This is a genomic window from Pseudomonas sp. B424 (assembly GCF_055408345.1).
The window spans coordinates 16,542-33,036 of record NZ_JBUZTL010000015.1 but is presented as its reverse complement, the minus strand read 5'-3'; the positions used below and the strand labels follow the sequence as shown (position 1 = coordinate 33,036).

The 16,495-nt window shown below is 59.8% G+C and carries 14 protein-coding genes and 1 riboswitch; of the genes, 6 read left to right on the top strand and 8 right to left on the bottom strand.

Annotated features, from left to right (window positions below):
* Positions 1-88 precede the first annotated feature (88 nt).
* Complete coding sequence (gene nfuA / locus ACZRMS_RS17180) at positions 89-673, top strand: Fe-S biogenesis protein NfuA (protein ID WP_019827280.1); 585 nt, start codon at positions 89-91, stop codon at positions 671-673.
* A gap of 221 nt (positions 674-894) precedes the next feature.
* Here nfuA and cobM read toward each other — a convergent pair whose 3' ends face one another.
* From cobM to ACZRMS_RS17155, 5 genes are all read right to left on the bottom strand, one after another.
* A complete protein-coding gene (cobM, locus tag ACZRMS_RS17175; protein WP_463996243.1) occupies positions 895-1,641 on the bottom strand; it encodes a precorrin-4 C(11)-methyltransferase in 747 nt (248 codons plus the stop codon).
* A gap of 64 nt (positions 1,642-1,705) precedes the next feature.
* Positions 1,706-2,131 (bottom strand): cobalamin biosynthesis protein, encoded by a 426-nt coding sequence (locus ACZRMS_RS17170; RefSeq protein ID WP_463996242.1) that lies wholly within the window; start codon positions 2,129-2,131, stop codon positions 1,706-1,708.
* Positions 2,128-2,829, bottom strand: a complete 702-nt coding sequence (locus ACZRMS_RS17165) for a CbtA family protein (RefSeq protein ID WP_463996241.1) — start codon at positions 2,827-2,829, stop codon at positions 2,128-2,130. Before ACZRMS_RS17165 ends, ACZRMS_RS17170 begins: the two co-directional genes overlap by 4 nt.
* Positions 2,830-2,840: 11 nt before the next feature.
* Positions 2,841-3,029 carry a CbtB domain-containing protein gene (locus ACZRMS_RS17160; RefSeq protein WP_019827274.1) on the bottom strand — a complete coding sequence of 63 codons (189 nt, stop codon included), beginning with the start codon at positions 3,027-3,029 and terminating at the stop codon, positions 2,841-2,843.
* 97 nt (positions 3,030-3,126) lie between these two features.
* Positions 3,127-3,340: riboswitch (cobalamin riboswitch) on the bottom strand.
* A 50-nt stretch (positions 3,341-3,390) separates the two neighbouring features.
* On the bottom strand, positions 3,391-3,756 hold the full coding sequence (locus ACZRMS_RS17155; protein WP_463996240.1) for a response regulator: 366 nt from the start codon (positions 3,754-3,756) through the stop codon (positions 3,391-3,393).
* Between the two features lie 176 nt (positions 3,757-3,932).
* Between ACZRMS_RS17155 and ACZRMS_RS17150 the strand changes: the two genes are divergently transcribed.
* The 5 genes from ACZRMS_RS17150 to ACZRMS_RS17130 are packed head-to-tail and all read left to right on the top strand — an operon-like array spanning position 3,933 to position 10,451.
* Positions 3,933-7,409: a response regulator gene (locus tag ACZRMS_RS17150; RefSeq protein ID WP_463996239.1), complete on the top strand. Its 3,477-nt coding sequence runs from the start codon at positions 3,933-3,935 to the stop codon at positions 7,407-7,409.
* On the top strand, positions 7,410-8,225 hold the full coding sequence (locus ACZRMS_RS17145; protein WP_463996238.1) for a CheR family methyltransferase: 816 nt from the start codon (positions 7,410-7,412) through the stop codon (positions 8,223-8,225).
* Positions 8,222-8,821: a chemotaxis protein CheB gene (locus tag ACZRMS_RS17140; protein ID WP_463996237.1), complete on the top strand. Its 600-nt coding sequence runs from the start codon at positions 8,222-8,224 to the stop codon at positions 8,819-8,821. The genes ACZRMS_RS17145 and ACZRMS_RS17140 overlap by 4 nt, the downstream gene beginning before the upstream one ends.
* A 2-nt stretch (positions 8,822-8,823) precedes the next feature.
* Complete coding sequence (locus ACZRMS_RS17135) at positions 8,824-10,017, top strand: hybrid sensor histidine kinase/response regulator (RefSeq protein ID WP_463996313.1); 1,194 nt, start codon at positions 8,824-8,826, stop codon at positions 10,015-10,017.
* Positions 10,018-10,073: 56 nt separating this feature from the next.
* On the top strand, positions 10,074-10,451 hold the full coding sequence (locus ACZRMS_RS17130) for a response regulator (protein ID WP_463996236.1): 378 nt from the start codon (positions 10,074-10,076) through the stop codon (positions 10,449-10,451).
* Between the two features lie 90 nt (positions 10,452-10,541).
* Here the strand turns inward: ACZRMS_RS17130 and ACZRMS_RS17125 are convergent, their stop codons facing one another.
* From ACZRMS_RS17125 to ACZRMS_RS17115, 3 genes are all read right to left on the bottom strand, one after another.
* On the bottom strand, positions 10,542-11,597 hold the full coding sequence (locus ACZRMS_RS17125) for a tetratricopeptide repeat protein (protein ID WP_463996235.1): 1,056 nt from the start codon (positions 11,595-11,597) through the stop codon (positions 10,542-10,544).
* Positions 11,598-11,906: 309 nt separating this feature from the next.
* Positions 11,907-13,316: an efflux transporter outer membrane subunit gene (locus tag ACZRMS_RS17120; RefSeq protein WP_463996234.1), complete on the bottom strand. Its 1,410-nt coding sequence runs from the start codon at positions 13,314-13,316 to the stop codon at positions 11,907-11,909.
* A complete protein-coding gene (locus tag ACZRMS_RS17115) occupies positions 13,313-16,492 on the bottom strand; it encodes an efflux RND transporter permease subunit (RefSeq protein ID WP_463996233.1) in 3,180 nt (1,059 codons plus the stop codon). The genes ACZRMS_RS17120 and ACZRMS_RS17115 overlap by 4 nt, the downstream gene beginning before the upstream one ends.
* Between the last annotated feature and the right edge of the window lie 3 nt (positions 16,493-16,495).

The following is a 16,495-nucleotide window of genomic DNA, read 5'->3' as shown; positions in this document are numbered from 1 at the left end:
GGGGTGCGGCTTTCCTGACAAAAATACTAGGACTTTGTCAGGCGCGCCGATTGGCGTAAACTGCGCCCTATGTCTGCGAGGAGATTCCATGAGCGCCATAACGATTACCGACGCTGCCCACGATTACCTGGCTGATCTGCTGTCCAAGCAGAACACCCCGGGTATCGGTATCCGCGTTTTTATCACCCAACCCGGTACCCAGTACGCCGAAACCTGCATTGCTTACTGCAAGCCGGCGGAAGTTAAGTCTGAAGACACCGCCATTGGCCTGAAAAGCTTCACGGCCTGGATCGATTCGTTCAGCGAACCCTTCCTGGACGACGCCGTGGTGGACTACGCCACCGATCGCATGGGTGGTCAGCTGACCATCAAGGCGCCCAACGCCAAAGTGCCGATGGTCAACGCTGATAGCCCGATCAACGAGCGCATCAACTACTACCTGCAAACCGAGATCAACCCCGGTTTGGCCAGCCACGGCGGTCAGGTTAGCCTGATCGAAGTGGTTGAAGACGGTATTGCGGTGCTTAAGTTCGGTGGCGGTTGCCAGGGCTGCGGCCAGGCGGACGTGACCTTGCGTGAAGGCATCGAGCGCACCCTGCTTGAGCGTGTGCCGGAGCTCAAGGGCGTACGTGACGTGACCGACCACTCGCAGAAAGAAAACGCCTACTACTGAGTTATCGGTAACAGGGTGTTCGCTGCGAAGTTGAAGAAAAAACGGTGCCCCGTGAGCACCGTTTTTTTATGCCTGCGCGATAGCCCCTGTACGGTTCGGATTGTCCGGGTGCCGCAGAACCTGTGGGAGCTGGCTTGCCTGCGATGGCAGCAATGGGATCTACCTGACAGACCACGCCGTCCGTATCGCGGGCAAGCCCGCTCCCACAGGGGGGCGAGCGTTCAAGGCCGATACAAATGCGCATGCCCCGCGCGATACAGCGACGAGTCCGAAAAATTGTCGCTGGCCAGTACCCGGCCCACCAGAATCAGCGCCGTGCGCTTGAAACCCTTGGCCTGAACCTTCTGCGTGATGTCCGCCAGAGTGCCGGCCACCCAGTCCTGATCCGGCCAGCTGGCGCGATGGATCACGGCAATCGGACAGTCGCTTCCATAATGCGGGGTCAGCTCGGCAACGATGTTCTCAAGGTTTTTGACCCCCAGGTGAATGGCCATGGTCGCCTTGTGCTGCGCCAGGCTGGCCAGTTCTTCACCCGCCGGCATCACGGTTTTTTCCGCGTACCGGGTCAAAATCACCGTTTGTGAAATATCCGGCAGGGTCAGCTCCGCGCCCAGAATTGCCGCACAGGCCGCCGTGGCAGTAACCCCCGGAATGATTTCAAAGGCGATGCCCAGCTCGCGCAAGCAACGAATCTGCTCGCCAATGGCCCCATACAGGCTGGGATCGCCGGAATGCACGCGGGCCACATCCTGACCGTTGGCATCGGCAGCCTTGATCAGCGCGATGATTTGCTCAAGGTGCAGTTCGGCGCTGTTAACCACCTGTTGCGCCTGATGACCTTCCAGTACCGCTGCCGGGACCAGGGAACCGGCGTAAATAATCACCGGGCAGCTGCGAATCAGGCGCTGGCCCTTGACGGTAATCAGCTCTGGATCGCCGGGCCCGGCGCCGATGAAATAAACAGTCATGGCAGTCTCTTGAAAGGGTCGAGATAGAGCTGTTCTTGAACAACGCTCATAGTGAGGCGGGGGATTATCGCGGTTTTTGCGCCACGCAGGCCAACGCAAAGGTGGCCACGGGCGATTTTTGTCGCGTTATCAGCAGGTCGGCCGACGTACCTGCGAGCTGTTCGGCCAGCGCCAGTGCGGCACTCTCGGCAATGCCAAAACAACCGGTTTGCTCGAACGCAATGCCCGAGCGGTGACTCAGGTACGGCGCATATGGGGCAAGTTGTCCTGCACTGAACACCTCAAACTTCAGGTTCAGCTGTGTTGCCAGCTGCAGCAGGCCGGGTTCCTGGCGTTTGAGGTCAATACTGGCCAGGGCGCGGACCGCACTCAGTGCAATCCCGGCCTGTGCCAGTGAATGTTCGATCAGCGCCAGTAACGCCTGTGCGCTGCAACCCTGGCGACAGCCCAGGCCAATCACCATGACTGGCTCTGTGCTGGCAGCCGTCATGCCGAGTACTGGCCTGCAGGCTTGCGCCGGAACAGCCAGGCGCTGATCGCGCCCAGTGCCAGCCAAAAAACCAGGTTGGTCAATTGCGAGGCAATTTTGAACTGCGATTCCAGCTCTTCAGGGGCCAGGCTGGAATGCACCAGTGGCTGCGGAGCGCCAAAAATATGCGGCACCACCACAATCGCCAAGCCCAGCACCTTGAGTGCCCAATGCTTGCCGAACACCAGCAGTGCAATGGCCACGGCGGTCGAGGCCGCCGTAGTGACCCACCAGATCTGCCGCTGCAACAAGTCTGCAGCGGCAGTGCCCGGCAGTTCGGGCGGCAAGCCCAGGGTTGGCGCCAGGCAGAACACGGCATAACCGGCCAGGCCCCAGAGCAGGCCCTGGGAAGTGCGGGTCGGCGCACGCAAGGTGTACAGGCCCGCCAGCATCAGGGCGAAACCGACCGCCACCACCAGGTTGCCGCCCGTGGTCGACAGCACGCGCTGCCAGCCATCTTCCGGCTCCCAGGCTTGGGCATCATGCTCATGGGCAGGCATCGCCATGTCGGCATGTTCGTGGACTTCGGCGGCAGCGGGTTTTTCGTAGGTTTCGGCCTGCAAAATCAGCGGCGACACCCACAGGCTTTGCAGCAGTGTCAGCAGCAGGGCGGCCAGCAAGCCGGTGAAGCCTGCGGTTTGAGCGATACGCTTAATCATGGCAGGCAATCTCAATGGCACGGAAAGGCGGAGCTGTGACGGGTGTCATGGGCCGCGTTATGCACCGCATCGATATGGGAGAAGCCGGCGAAGTAGACGAGGAAAGCCCCCAGCACAGCAGCGCCGACAGCGGCCACAATGCGTTGGCTTTGGGTTGCGGTGGTAGCAGCAGAATGGGTACGGCTGGTGCTGATGGACATGGCGCTTGCCTCTGGTCAGACGACGGGCAGCAAAGCGCAAGAAAACCCCGCGAACGAAGTTCGCAGGGTTTAACAGCGCCCGCCCACCGCGGGTTTGTTATTCAAAAGTGACCAGGCCGGTCTCCGGGCTTGCGAGGGGCTCAATGGCTTGAGCCTGCAAACATCTCCTTCCCATGCCATTGCACAGTGGATTTGATGTTTCTCTCGCTTACCGTTGCGGGGGCAGCGCCGGACTAGCCAGGACGATTAACGCCTGACGCACCGGTTTCCCGTTTCACCCTGTGAAGGGCACCTGATACAAGATGTGTAGGAAACCACAGGGATGCGGGTTTACACAACCCCCCGCTCCCGGAGGTTCAGATCATGCCGTTGCCAGCATGCTGGTGACCTTGTTGCGCAACTGGTCGATGGAGAAGGGCTTGCCGATCACCGCCATGCCTTCTGTCACTTCAAGGTTTTCGGCGTAGCCGCTGGCAAACAGGATGGGTAGCCGCCCGCGCAACTCGCGGGCCTTGCTCGCCAGTGCCCGGCCGTCCATGCCCGGCAGTCCGACGTCGGTCATCAGCAGGTCAATGTGCTGGTTTTTGTCTTCAAGCAGTTCCAGTGCCTGCTCGCTGCCGTCGGCTTCAAGCACGCTGAACTCCAGCTCTTGCAGTACGTCAACGATCAACATCCGGACAATGGCGTCGTCTTCGACCACAAGGATGGTGGAGGGTGTTGCGGACATAGTGATGATCTCGATAAAAATTCAAGTACGGGTCTCAGGCCTGCAAGGATAGCCTTCGCCTACATCCGAGTGTGCTTGTTAGTAGGAAAATATGCCTATGAATATAAGAAAGTAGAACAAAAGCTCGGTAATCCTGCAAACTCCCCCTTTTATATGACAGTCCACAGGCCTGATAAATGAAGTCACCTGCATCTATTGATGAGCGAAGCTTTCGCAAGCTCCTGAGTCGCAACGTCGGCTTGCCACTGGCCGTTGGCGTGCTCAGTGCTGTGTTGTTCGTGGTGATGATCAGCTATTTGCTGTCGGTGATTAAGTGGGTCGAGCACAGCGATAGGGTGATCAATAATGCCAATGAAGCGATGAGGTTGACGGTTGATCTGGAAACCGGAATGCGCGGCTTTCTGATCACCGGTGATGAACATTTTCTGGACCCCTATGCCGTGGCCAAACCGCAGATCACGGCCCAGTTGCAGAGCTTGCAAACCCTCGTCAGCGATAACGCGCAACAGGTCGATCGCCTGATGCGGCTCGAGGCGTTGCAGAACGAATGGAACGTTTACGCGCAATCAATGGTAGATGCCCGTGCCCAGAACGGTGACTACCGTGGGGCTGTGCAGGCAGGTCGTGGCAAGCGCCTGACCGATGAGATTCGCAAGGAATACGACGATTTCATCAAGATGGAACAGCAATTGCGGGTTGCCCGCAATGAAGATGTCAGCCGCACGACGGTTGTCAGTATTGGTCTGTACCTGTTGTTTGTCTTGGGGTTGAGCGGCTTTTTGGCCTATATAGGGCGTCGCGATTTAATAGCTTTATCAAAGAGTTACAATGATAACTTCGAGTCGCAAATAAAGACTGCGCAACGCCTGGAACAACAGGCGTGGCTGCGCAACGGGCAAACCGAACTGGCCGAGCAGGTGCTGGGGCGACTGTCGCTCCATACCCTGGGGCGCAATATCCTGCAGTTTTGTGCCCAGTACCTGGGGTCGGTGGTGGCGGCTGTCTACGTGCGTGAAGACCACGGTGGTCTTACGCGGGTGGCCTGTTACGGGTTTTCCCGGGAGCAGGAGGCCCAGGGCCAGTTCATTCACAATGACGAAGGCATGGTGGGGCAGGCCGCGCAGCAGGATAAGTTGATTCGCCTGGACAGCGTGCCGGCGGACTACTTCATCAAAGTCAGCTCCGGCCTGGGCGAAGGCAGCCCGCGCAGTGTGCTGGTGGTGCCTACCAGTGATGACGAACGGGTCAACGGGGTCATTGAACTGGGCTTCCTCAGGCCTCTGGCAGACCGTGATGTCGAGCTGTTCGAATTGATTGCCGACAATATCGGCATGTCGATCGAGGCAGCCCGTTACCGTCAGCGCCTGCAAGAAGTGCTGGCCGAGACCCAGCAGCTCAATGAGCAGCTGCAAGTGCAGCAAGAAGAGCTCAAGACCGCCAACGAAGAGCTGGAAGAGCAGTCGCGCATCCTCAAAGAGTCGCAAACCAGCCTTGAAACCCAGCAGGCCGAGCTGGAGCAGACCAACGAAGAGCTGGCCGGCCAGCGTGATGCCATGGACCGCAAGAACACCCAGCTCAATCAGGTGCAGGTACAGCTTGAGGAGCGTGCCGAGGAACTGCAGCGCTCCAGCAAATACAAATCTGAATTCCTGGCCAACATGTCCCATGAGCTGCGCACACCGCTGAACAGCTCTTTGATTCTGGCCAAGCTGCTGTCCGAAAACCCGCAGCAGAACCTCACCTGCGAACAGGTCAAGTTTGCCGACTCGATCTACTCGGCCGGCAATGACTTGCTCAACCTGATCAACGACATTCTGGATATCTCCAAGGTGGAGGCGGGCAAGCTTGAAGTGCGCCCCGAGAACACCAGTGTGACGCGAGTGGTCGAGGGCCTGCGCAGCATGTTCCAGCCGCTGGCGGGTGAAAAGGCACTGGAGTTTGAGGTGCAGGTGCAGCCAGGCACGCCACCGATGATCTACACCGACAGCCAGCGCCTGGAGCAGATCCTGAAAAACCTGCTGTCCAACGCGGTCAAATTCACCGAAAGAGGCCAGGTCAGCCTGATTGTGTCGCGTCAGCCGGGGGAAGGGATTGCCTTCACGGTCAGCGATTCGGGCATCGGCATTTCTGTCGAGCAACAGGACAGCATCTTCGAAGCGTTCCGCCAGGCCGATGGCACCACCAACCGCCGCTATGGCGGCACGGGCCTGGGCTTGTCGATCTCCCGTGATCTGGCAACGCTGCTCGGCGGTTCGATCAGCGTCAGCAGCGAACCTGGCCAGGGCAGCATCTTCACCCTGATCCTGCCTGAAGAATATGTGGAGCAGGCCGGGGAGCCTGCACCAGTCCCGGTGGGCCCCGCGCCACGGGTCGCTCCGGTGGCTCCTGTGGTCCGGCCGCTGCTGGAGGTGGTGGCACCGGTCGACATCCCGCGTTTCATGGATGACCGTGAACAGGCGCCGTTTGCCACGCGCTGCATACTGGTGATCGAGGATGAACCAAACTTTGCGCGCATCCTCTTCGATCTTGCCCATGAGCTGGGCTATCGCTGCCTGGTCGCCCACGGGGCGGATGAAGGTTTCAGCCTGGCGTCACAGTTCATTCCCGACGCCATCCTGCTGGATATACGCCTGCCGGATCACCCGGGGCTGACGGTGTTGCAGCGCTTGAAGGCTATGGCGCCGACGCGCCATATTCCGGTGCACGTCATTTCCGCCGAGGACCGGGTCGAAACCGCCATGCACATGGGCGCGGTGGGCTATGCCGTCAAGCCGACCACCCGTGAAGAGCTGAAAAACGTGTTCGCCCGGCTTGAAGCCAAGCTGACGCAGAAGGTCAAGCGGGTGCTGCTGGTTGAAGACGATGATCTGCAGCGCGACAGCATTGCCCGCCTGATCGGCGAGGAAGACATAGAAATCACCGCAGTCGGTTTTGCCCAGGAGGCACTCGACCTGCTGCGCACCAATATTTACGACTGCATGATCATCGACCTCAAGCTGCCGGACATGCTGGGCGGCGACTTGCTCAAGCGCATGTCCACCGAAGACATCTGCTCGTTCCCGCCGGTCATCGTCTACACCGGGCGTAATCTGACCCGCGATGAAGAGGCCGAGCTGCGCAAGTATTCACGCTCGATCATCATCAAGGGCGCGCGTTCCCCGGAGCGCTTGCTTGATGAAGTGACATTATTTCTGCACAAAGTTGAATCCCAGTTGTCCCATGAGCGGCAAACGATGCTCAAGACCGCCCGCAGCCGCGACAAGGTCTTCGAGGGGCGCAAGGTTTTGCTGGTGGATGACGATGTGCGAAACATCTTTGCCCTGACCAGTGCCCTGGAGCAAAAGGGCGCCATTGTGGTGATTGGCCGTAATGGCCGCGAAGCCATCGAGCGCCTGAATGAAGTGGATGACATCGACCTGGTGTTGATGGACGTGATGATGCCGGAGATGGATGGCTACGAAGCCACTGTCGAAATTCGCAAGAACCCGCGCTGGCGCAAGCTGCCGATCATTGCGGTCACTGCCAAGGCCATGAAGGACGATCAGGAGCGCTGCCTGCAAGCGGGCTCCAACGATTACCTGGCCAAACCGATTGACCTGGACCGGCTGTTTTCGTTGATCCGGGTCTGGCTACCGAAAATGGAACGACTCTAAGTGCACCGAAACACCGACATTGAGCTACGGCTGCTGATCGAAGCGATCTACCTCAAGTACAGCTACGATTTTCGCGATTACGCCGGCGCTTCGATCAAGCGCCGGGTCAATCATGCGCTGCGCCAGCTCGACTGCAAGACCATCTCGGCCTTGCAGGAGCGGATCCTGCACGAGCCTGCGACCTTCATGCAGTTGTTGCAGTACCTGACGATTCCGGTGAGCGAGATGTTTCGTGACCCGGAGCACTTCCTGGCCATTCGCCAGGAGGTGGTGCCGATCCTCAAGACCTACCCCTCGCTGAAGATCTGGATTGCAGGTTGCAGCACCGGTGAGGAGGTCTATTCCATGGCCATCCTGCTGCGCGAAGAGGGCCTGCTCGATCGCACCATCATCTACGCTACTGACATCAACCCGCGCTCCCTGGAAAAAGCCAAGCAGGGGATCTTCTCCCTGGAGAACATTCGCGCCTACACCCACAACTATCAGAAGTCCGGGGGGCAGCGCTCGTTTGCCGATTACTACACTGCGGCCTACGACTACGCGATCTTTGACAAGAGCCTGCGTGAGAACGTGACCTTCGCCGATCACAGCCTGGCGACTGACAGCGTGTTCTCAGAAACTAATTTAATTTCGTGCCGTAACGTACTGATTTACTTCAATAAAAACCTTCAAAACAAAGCATTTGGCTTATTCCACGAATCGTTGTGTCACCGGGGGTTCCTGATGCTGGGCAGCAAAGAGACCCTGGATTTTTCGGACTACAGCCGGCAGTTCACGCCCTTGCTCAAGCAAGAGCGGATCTACCGCAAGCTATGAACGGCGAACACAGCTGCGTGGCTCACCGTCGACCTGTAGGGGCGGTGGTGATCGGCGCATCGGCGGGCGGTGTCGAGGCCTTGTTGAGCATTTTTGCCGAGCTCAAGCCCGGCTTCCGGCTGCCGATTATCGTGGTCCTGCACTTGCCGGACGAGCGTCGCAGCCAGCTGGCCGAGGTGTTTGCCCGGCGCGTGGCGTTGCCGGTCAAGGAAGTCGATGACAAGGAGCCGATTGTGCCGGGCACGCTGTACTTTGCCGCCCCCGGCTATCACGTCTCGGTGGAGCACGACTACAGTTTCTCCTTGAGTCGGGAGGAGCGGGTGCATTACTCGCGCCCTTCGATTGATTACCTTTTTGAGTCCGCGGCCGATGTGTACCAACAGCGTCTGGCCGCGATTTTACTGACGGGCGCCAATCAGGATGGTGCTCAGGGGCTGAAGACGGTCAAGCAGCAAGGCGGTTTGACCATCATCCAGGACCCTGACGAAGCCTTGGTTTCGACCATGCCGCGAGCGGCACTGGAGCTTTTCCAACCGGATTGCATCCTTCCCCTGCGCGGCATCGGCCGTCTGCTAGTCGAGCTGGAACATATCTAATGCTGCTAAGTGATATTCAAGCCAAACTGCTGATCGTTGATGATCTGCCGGAAAACCTGCTGGCGCTCGAAGCGCTGATCAAACGCGAGGATCGCATCGTGTACAAGGCCTTGTCTGCGGACGAGGCGCTGTCATTGTTGCTGCAGCATGAATTCGCCATGGCCATTCTTGACGTGCAAATGCCGGGCATGAACGGTTTTGAACTGGCCGAGTTGATGCGTGGCACGGCCAAGACCAAAAACATCCCCATCGTGTTCGTCAGTGCCGCAGGGCGCGAGATGAACTACGCCTTCAAAGGCTATGAAAGCGGAGCGGTAGACTTTTTACACAAGCCGCTGGATATCCACGCGGTCAAAAGCAAGGTCAACGTGTTCGTCGAGCTCTATCGCCAGAGCAAGGCCATGAAGCAACAGGTCGAAGCCCTGGAACAGAGCCGCCGCGAGCAGGAGACCCTGCTGGCGCAGTTGCAGCTGACCCAGGTCGAGCTGGAGCATGCGGTGCGCATGCGCGATGACTTTATGTCGATCGTCTCCCATGAGGTACGCACCCCCCTGAACGGGCTGATCCTGGAAACCCAGTTGCGCAAGATGCACCTGGCCCGGGATAACGCCGCGGCATTCACCATGGACAAGATGCACGCCATGGTCGAGCGCGACGAGCGCCAGATCCAGAGCCTGATTCGCCTGATCGAAGACATGCTCGACGTATCGCGCATCCGCACCGGCAAGCTGTCGATCCGGCCTGCGCAGTTTGATCTGACCCAGACCGTGGCCCAGTTGCTGCAAAGCTTCGCGGCGCAAATCAGCGCGGCGCAATCGGCCGTCAACTTCAATCCGGGGCCGCCGGTGGTGGGGCAGTGGGACGAGTTCAGGATTGAGCAGGTGATTTCCAATTTGCTGACCAACGCCTTGCGTTATGGTGCAAAAAAGCCGATTGATGTGTCTGTGTATATCGACGGTGACCAGGCCGTGATTGACGTGCGTGACCAGGGCATCGGGATCAGCGAAGAAAACCAGCTGCGGGTTTTCCAGCAATTTGAGCGGGTTTCAGCCAGCCATGTGACAGCTGGGCTGGGGTTGGGCCTGTTTATCTCGGAGCAGATCGTGGCTGCCCACAGCGGAACAATCACGGTGCAGAGCGCGCTGGGTGAGGGTGCCCTGTTCAGGGTTTGCCTGCCGCTGGCGCAAAAGACTTAAACTTGTGGCCGCGTTCACGGTCGTATTGGCAGCAATGATCCGGATTAAGGTTTCCCATGAGTGAAGATGCGCAAGATGTTGTTCTGATTGTCGAAGACGATCCTTCGATCCTGATGGTCCTTAGCGCTTACCTGTCGAGCGAGGGCTACCGGGTATTGCAGGCCGAAAACGGCGAGCAGGCGTTCGAGATACTGGCGAGCAAGCCCCATCTGGACTTGATGATCACCGACTTCCGCCTGCCGGGCGGGATCTCGGGGGTGCAGATTGCCGAGCCGGCGCTCAAGTTGCGGCCTGATCTGAAAGTGATTTTCATCAGCGGTTACCCGGCTGAAATCCGCGACACCGGCAGCCCGATCACCCTGACCGCGCCGATCCTGGCCAAACCGTTTGACCTCGACACCCTGCAAGAGCAGATCCAGAAACTGCTGGCGTAAATACGCTGTTCCCTCTGTGGGAGCGAGCCTGCTCGCGAAGGCCGTTCGCGAGCAGGCTCACTCCCTCGGGCTTGAATCCGCATGTGGCAGTTACAGCCCCTGCTGCAACGCCGGATCGTCCGGGTTCTGCTGCTCCAGTTGCGCCAGCAACACCTGCACATTCTGCAACTGCCCGGCCTCTTTCCAGTAACTGATCAACAAGACCCGCGCCTTGCGGTTGGCGGGCTGGCGTTGCAGCAGCTCTTCGAGCTGGCGTTGTGCAGCTTCCAGCTGGTCGAGGTCATGCAGGGCCGTGGCCAGTTTGTAACGGTAATCGCTGTTGTCGGGTTCCAGCTCGACGGCCTTGGCCAGGCCCAGCAGGGCGTATTCCGTCTGGCCGTGATTGAGCAGCCAGATCCCCAATGCATGTTGCAGATAGGCCGAATCCGGGTGGGCTTCCAGTTGCCTGGCCAGCAGTTCCCGTGCCTGGTCGGGCTTGCCGCGCTTGTCCAGCAGCTCAATGCGGGCGACGACGGCCTTGAGGTTGTCCGGGTCCAGGCGGGTGACTTTTTCCAGGGCGTTCTGGGCGTCATCCAGCTGGCCTTCGTGCAGGTACAGACGGGCGAGCTGGCCCTGGGCCCGGGGGTCGTCGGCCCGGGTCAAGAGGTCGCGTTCGAACTCGTCGATCACTTGCTGCAACGGTGCGAAGTACAGCCCCTGTTCATCCGGGGACAATCCGAGCAGGGCATTGGCAGCGGCAAAACGCACGCGTTGCTCGGGGTCATCCAGCAAGGGGCCGAGCAGCAAGGTGCGCTGGGCATTGGGCACCAGGCCGACAATGCTGCGGATGGCCGCTTCCCGTACCAGCGGTGAGTCGTTGTGCAAGTCGGCGTCGGCCAGTTTCAGCGCCTGGGGGCTTGGGTAGTTCGGCAGTTCGGCATGCAGGTCGGCGCGCCGGTTCTCTGACAGGTCATCGCGGGCCAGTTGCTGGTAAAGCACCCGTGCGGCGCCGGGCTTGCCGTTGTGGGCCATATCGAGGGCGATTGAATAGCGCTGGCTCACCGTGGGCGCTGGGGCGGTCGGAGCAGGGCGCATCGAATACCAAAGGCCGGCGGCAATGATTGCAGACAGAAGGCTTACAACTAGGTATCGGCGAGGCTGGGACATGCAATATCCAGAAACAGGCGTGCGGATGAGGTGCAAGATTGGGACAGTGGGGGGCTGGAGTCAAACGCTGTAGATACGCTGAGGAGCGCAGCGAGGCTGCGTTCGGCGACGCAATCGCCGCCGGGGCGGCTTGCTCGGTGAATCAGACAGCCCCCGCACTCTGGTTTTACGACGGCTGCGCAGCCGATCGCAGCTTTCGGCGGCGGCTACAGGGTATTGGCCACTCCGGGGGCAAAAAAAAGCCCCGCGACCGAATGAACGCGGGGCTAAAAAATGGTTGGTTGCGGCCAACCAAAGGAGCTCGTTAAATCAGTTCGCGCTGGCGACAGTCTCGACTTGCCAGCCGCCACCCAGTGCTTTGTAGATCGCTACGACGCCGCGATACAACTCAACCTCGGCCTGGGCCTGGCTGTCTTCGGCCGCCAGGCGCTCGCGCTGGGCATCCAGCAACACCAGGAAGTCCACCGTGCCTTCGCGGTAACGAATCGCCGCCAGGTCTGCCGCCGTGCGGCTGGATTCGCTTTGGCGAATCAACGACACCAGGCGTTGCTGACGCTTGGCGTAGTCACTGAAAGCGTTTTCCGATTCTTCCAGGGCCAGCAGCACGTGCTGCTCGTAGCTGGCCAGTGCGCCATCGGCTTCGGCGCCGGCACCGCGCAGGCGGGCCCGCACGCTGCCCAGGTCAAACGCCGGCCAGGTAATGCGCGGGCCCAGTGCCCAGGCATTGGCTGCCGCCGAACCAATTTGCGATCCACGCCCGGCGGTAAAGCCCAGGAAGCCGCTGAGGCTGACCCGCGGGAACAAATCGGCCTTGGCCACCCCGATCCGGGCCGTGGCTGCTGCCAGCTTGCGCTCGGCGCTCATGATGTCGGGCCGGCGCTGCAGCAGGTCGCCGGGGTTGCCGATGTTCAGCGCCTTGGCAATGGCCGGCAGCTGCGCGGGGCTCAGGTCCACGCTCAACTGTTCCGGCCGCTGACCGAGCAGCGTGGCGATGCGATTGCGTTCGCGCACTTGTTCGGCTTGCAGTTGCGGCACGCTGGCCTCAACCGCGGCCAGACGGGCGTCAGCCCGAACGACGTCCAGTTGGTCGCCTACACCTGCATCACGCAGGCTTTCGGTGATGGCCTTGGAGTCTTGCTGGTTTTTCAGGTTGGCCAGGGCGATGCGCTCGCGCAATTGCGCACCGCGCAGTTCCCCGTAGGCATCCACCAGCTCGGCAATCATGGTGACTTGCAGCTGGTACAGATCAGCGGCGGCGGTTTGCTCGTCGGCGTCGCTGGCTTCCAGTTCGCGCTGGATGCGGCCAAACAGGTCGAGCTCCCAGGCCATGTCCAGGCCCAGGTCGTAGCGCTCACTGTTGACCCGCTTTTCGGTGGTGCCCGGGATCTGGCCTTTGCCCAGATCACTGCTGGCCCGGCTGGTGATGGTCGGCATGGCGTCATTGCTGACGTCATCACGAATCGCCCGGGCCGCACGCAACCGGGCAAAGGCCACGCGCAGCTCGCGGTTGCCGGCCAGGGACTCACTCACCAGATGGTTGAGGGTCGGGTCGTCAAACTGCTGCCACCAGATCCCTTCAAAATGTGCCCGGTCAAAACCCTTGAGGTTGTCGGCGCTGATCTGCGCCGGCTCGGTCTTGGGCGTTTGGTAGTCCGGGCCAACGGCGCAGGCACTCAAGGCCAGCACCAACAGACTTGGCAGGAAAACTTTCAGGCTCATTGTTGCGACTCCAGCTTGAGGTGCCTGGCCGCCTTGCGCGCTTCACTGCGCTCGACATAGCGGCGGATCAATACGTAGAACACCGGCGTCAGCAACAGGCCGAAGAAGGTCACACCCAGCATCCCGGAGAACACGGCGACACCCATGGCGTGGCGCATTTCAGCACCGGCACCGCTGGACAGCACCAGAGGCACAACACCCATGATGAACGCGAACGAGGTCATCAGAATCGGCCGCAGACGCAGGCGGCAGGCTTCGAGTACCGCATCCAGCGGGCTCATGCCTTCTTCCTGTTTGTCCTTGGCAAACTCGACAATCAAAATCGCGTTCTTGCACGCCAGCCCCACCAGTACGATCAATCCGATCTGGGTGAAGATGTTGTTGTCACCGCCCGAGAGAATCACCCCGGTAATCGCCGACAGCAGCGTCATCGGTACGATCAGGATCACCGCCAGTGGCAGGCTCCAGCTCTCGTATTGAGCCGCCAGTACCAGGAACGCCAGCAGTACGCAGAGCGGGAACACGAACAGTGCGGTGTTGCCCGAGAGGATTTGCTGGTACGTCAGCTCGGTCCATTCGTAGGTCATGCCGTTAGGCAGTTCTTCTTTAAGCAGTTTTTCCATCGCGGCTTCGGCTTGCCCCGAGCTGTAGCCCGGTGCTGCACCGCCGTTGATTTCTGCGGTCACAAAACCGTTGTAGTGCATCACGCGATCGGGCCCGGCGGTGTCGCTGACCTTGATAAAGGTCGCCAGCGGGATCATTTCGCCCTTGTTGTTGCGCACTTTCAGCTGGCCAATCTGCTCAGGCTCCAGGCGGAACTGCTGCTCGGCTTGAACGTTGACCTGATAAGTACGACCGAAGCGGTTGAAATCGTTGGCATACAGCGAACCCAGGTAGATCTGCAGGGTGTCGAAGATGTCATTGATGGCTACGCCGTGGGTCTTGGCTTTTTCCCGGTCGATGGCCGCATCGACTTGTGGCACGTTGACCTGATAGCTGGTGAACAACCCGGCCAGTTCCGGCACGTTATGGCTCTTGGCAATCACGTTCTGCACTTCTTTGTACAGTTCGTCATAACCCAGACCCGCGCGGTCCTCGACCTGCAGGCGGAACCCGCCAATGGTGCCCAGGCCTTGTACCGGCGGTGGCGGGAAGATTGCGATATAGGCTTCCTGAATATCCGCGAACTCGGCATTCAACGTGGCGGCAATGGCCGCTGCCGACTGGCTTGGGTCTTTGCGCTGGTCAAAGTCCTTGAGTGCAACAAACACGATGCCGCTGTTGGGACTGTTGGTGAAACCGTTGATCGACAGGCCGGGGAAGGCAATCGAGTTGGCTACGCCTGGCTGCTTGAGGGCCAGCTCGGACATGCGCTTGATCACTTCTTCGCTGCGATCCAGGCTCGCGGCGTCCGGCAGTTGGGCGAAGGCCACCAGGTACTGCTTGTCTTGCGGTGGCACAAAACCGGTCGGGGTGTGGGCAAAACCGGCCCAGGTCAGCACCATCAAACCGGCGTACACCAGCATCGCGATGCCGCTGCCGCGAATGATGCGACGTACCGTGCCCACGTAACCGTTACTGGCTTTGACAAAGAACCGGTTGAACGGTGCAAACAGCCAGCCGCCGAACAGGCGGTCCAGCAGACGGGTGAAGCGGTCTTTCGGCGCGTGATGGCCTTTGAGCAATACGGCGGCCAGTGCCGGGGACAGGGTCAGCGAGTTGAAGGCCGAGATCACGGTTGAAATCGCAATGGTCAGGGCGAACTGCTTATAGAACTGTCCGGTAAGGCCCGAGATAAAGGCTGCCGGAATAAACACTGCGCACAGCACCAGTGCTGTGGCGATGATCGGACCGGTCACTTCACGCATCGCACGCTTGGTGGCATCCACCGGGTTGAGCCCCAGTTCGATATTTCGCTCGACGTTCTCCACCACCACAATCGCATCGTCCACCACGATGCCGATGGCCAGCACCAATCCGAACAGCGACAAAGCGTTGAGCGAGAAGCCGAACATGTGCATCACTGCGAATGTACCGATCAGCGATACGGGCACAGCGACCAGCGGGATGATTGAAGCGCGCCAGGTCTGCAGAAACAGGATCACCACCAGCACCACGAGAATCAGTGCTTCGAACAGGGTGTGGACCACCGCCTCTATCGAGCCGCGCACGAAGATCGTCGGGTCATACACGATGTCGAAGTCCATTCCCTCCGGGAAGCCTTGCTTCAATTCGGCCATTTTGGCCCGAACGTCATTGGAGATCTGGATCGCATTGGAACCCGGGCGCTGGAAGATCGGAATCGCCACCGCAGGCTGGTTGTTCAGCAACGAACGCAGGGCGTACTGGCTGGAGCCCAGCTCCACTCTGGCAATGTCTTTCAAACGTGTGATCTGGCCATCATCGCCGGAGCGGATGATGATGTTTTCGAACTCTTCTTCAGTGACCAGACGGCCCTGGGTGTTGACTGACAGCTGGAAACTGGTGGCGTTCGGCGCAGGCGGGGCGCCCAGTGCACCGGCGGCAACCTGGCGGTTCTGCTCGCGGATCGCCGTCACCACATCGGTGGCGGTGAGGTTGCGCGACGCGGTCTTGTTCGGGTCCAGCCACACTCGCAGCGAGTAGTCGCCCATGCCGAACATTTGCACGTCGCCGATACCGTTCAAGCGCGCCAGTTCATCCTTGATGTTGAGGATGGCGTAGTTGGACAGGTACAGCATGTCGTAGCGCTTGTCCGGTGAGGTCAAGTGCACAACCATGGTCAGGTCGGGGGACGCCTTGTCCACCGTGATGCCGATGCGCGTCACTTCTTCCGGCAGCTTGGGCTGGGTACGCGTCACCCGGTTTTGCACCTGTACCTGGGCGTTGTCGAGGTCGGTGCCCAGCGCGAAGGTGATGGTCAGGGTGATTTTGCCGTCAGCGGTGGACTGCGAAGACATGTACAGCATGTTCTCCACACCGGTGATTGCTTGTTCCAGCGGCGCAGCCACGGTTTCGCCGATCACTTTCGGGTTGGCGCCGGGGAAGTTGGCACGCACCACAACAGTGGGCGGGACGACTTCGGGGTATTCGCTGATCGGCAACTGGAACAGCGAGATACCGCCCGCAATCAGGATCAGCAAGGACAGCACAGCGGCAAAAATCGGCCGTTGAATGAAGAACTGGGAAAAATTCATCGG

What these genes read in the sequence shown, in the direction of transcription:
- nfuA (WP_019827280.1), top strand. Translation starts at nt 89, where the DNA reads ATGAGCGCCATAACGATTACCGACGCTGCCCACGATTACCTGGCTGAT.
- ACZRMS_RS17165 (WP_463996241.1), bottom strand. Translation starts at nt 2,829, where the DNA reads ATGATTAAGCGTATCGCTCAAACCGCAGGCTTCACCGGCTTGCTGGCC.
- ACZRMS_RS17160 (WP_019827274.1), bottom strand. Translation starts at nt 3,029, where the DNA reads ATGTCCATCAGCACCAGCCGTACCCATTCTGCTGCTACCACCGCAACC.
- ACZRMS_RS17140 (WP_463996237.1), top strand. Translation starts at nt 8,222, where the DNA reads ATGAACGGCGAACACAGCTGCGTGGCTCACCGTCGACCTGTAGGGGCG.
- ACZRMS_RS17125 (WP_463996235.1), bottom strand. Translation starts at nt 11,597, where the DNA reads ATGTCCCAGCCTCGCCGATACCTAGTTGTAAGCCTTCTGTCTGCAATC.
- ACZRMS_RS17170 (WP_463996242.1), bottom strand. Translation starts at nt 2,131, where the DNA reads ATGACGGCTGCCAGCACAGAGCCAGTCATGGTGATTGGCCTGGGCTGT.
- ACZRMS_RS17120 (WP_463996234.1), bottom strand. Translation starts at nt 13,316, where the DNA reads ATGAGCCTGAAAGTTTTCCTGCCAAGTCTGTTGGTGCTGGCCTTGAGT.
- ACZRMS_RS17150 (WP_463996239.1), top strand. Translation starts at nt 3,933, where the DNA reads ATGAAGTCACCTGCATCTATTGATGAGCGAAGCTTTCGCAAGCTCCTG.
- ACZRMS_RS17115 (WP_463996233.1), bottom strand. Translation starts at nt 16,492, where the DNA reads ATGAATTTTTCCCAGTTCTTCATTCAACGGCCGATTTTTGCCGCTGTG.
- cobM (WP_463996243.1), bottom strand. Translation starts at nt 1,641, where the DNA reads ATGACTGTTTATTTCATCGGCGCCGGGCCCGGCGATCCAGAGCTGATT.
- ACZRMS_RS17155 (WP_463996240.1), bottom strand. Translation starts at nt 3,756, where the DNA reads ATGTCCGCAACACCCTCCACCATCCTTGTGGTCGAAGACGACGCCATT.
- ACZRMS_RS17130 (WP_463996236.1), top strand. Translation starts at nt 10,074, where the DNA reads ATGAGTGAAGATGCGCAAGATGTTGTTCTGATTGTCGAAGACGATCCT.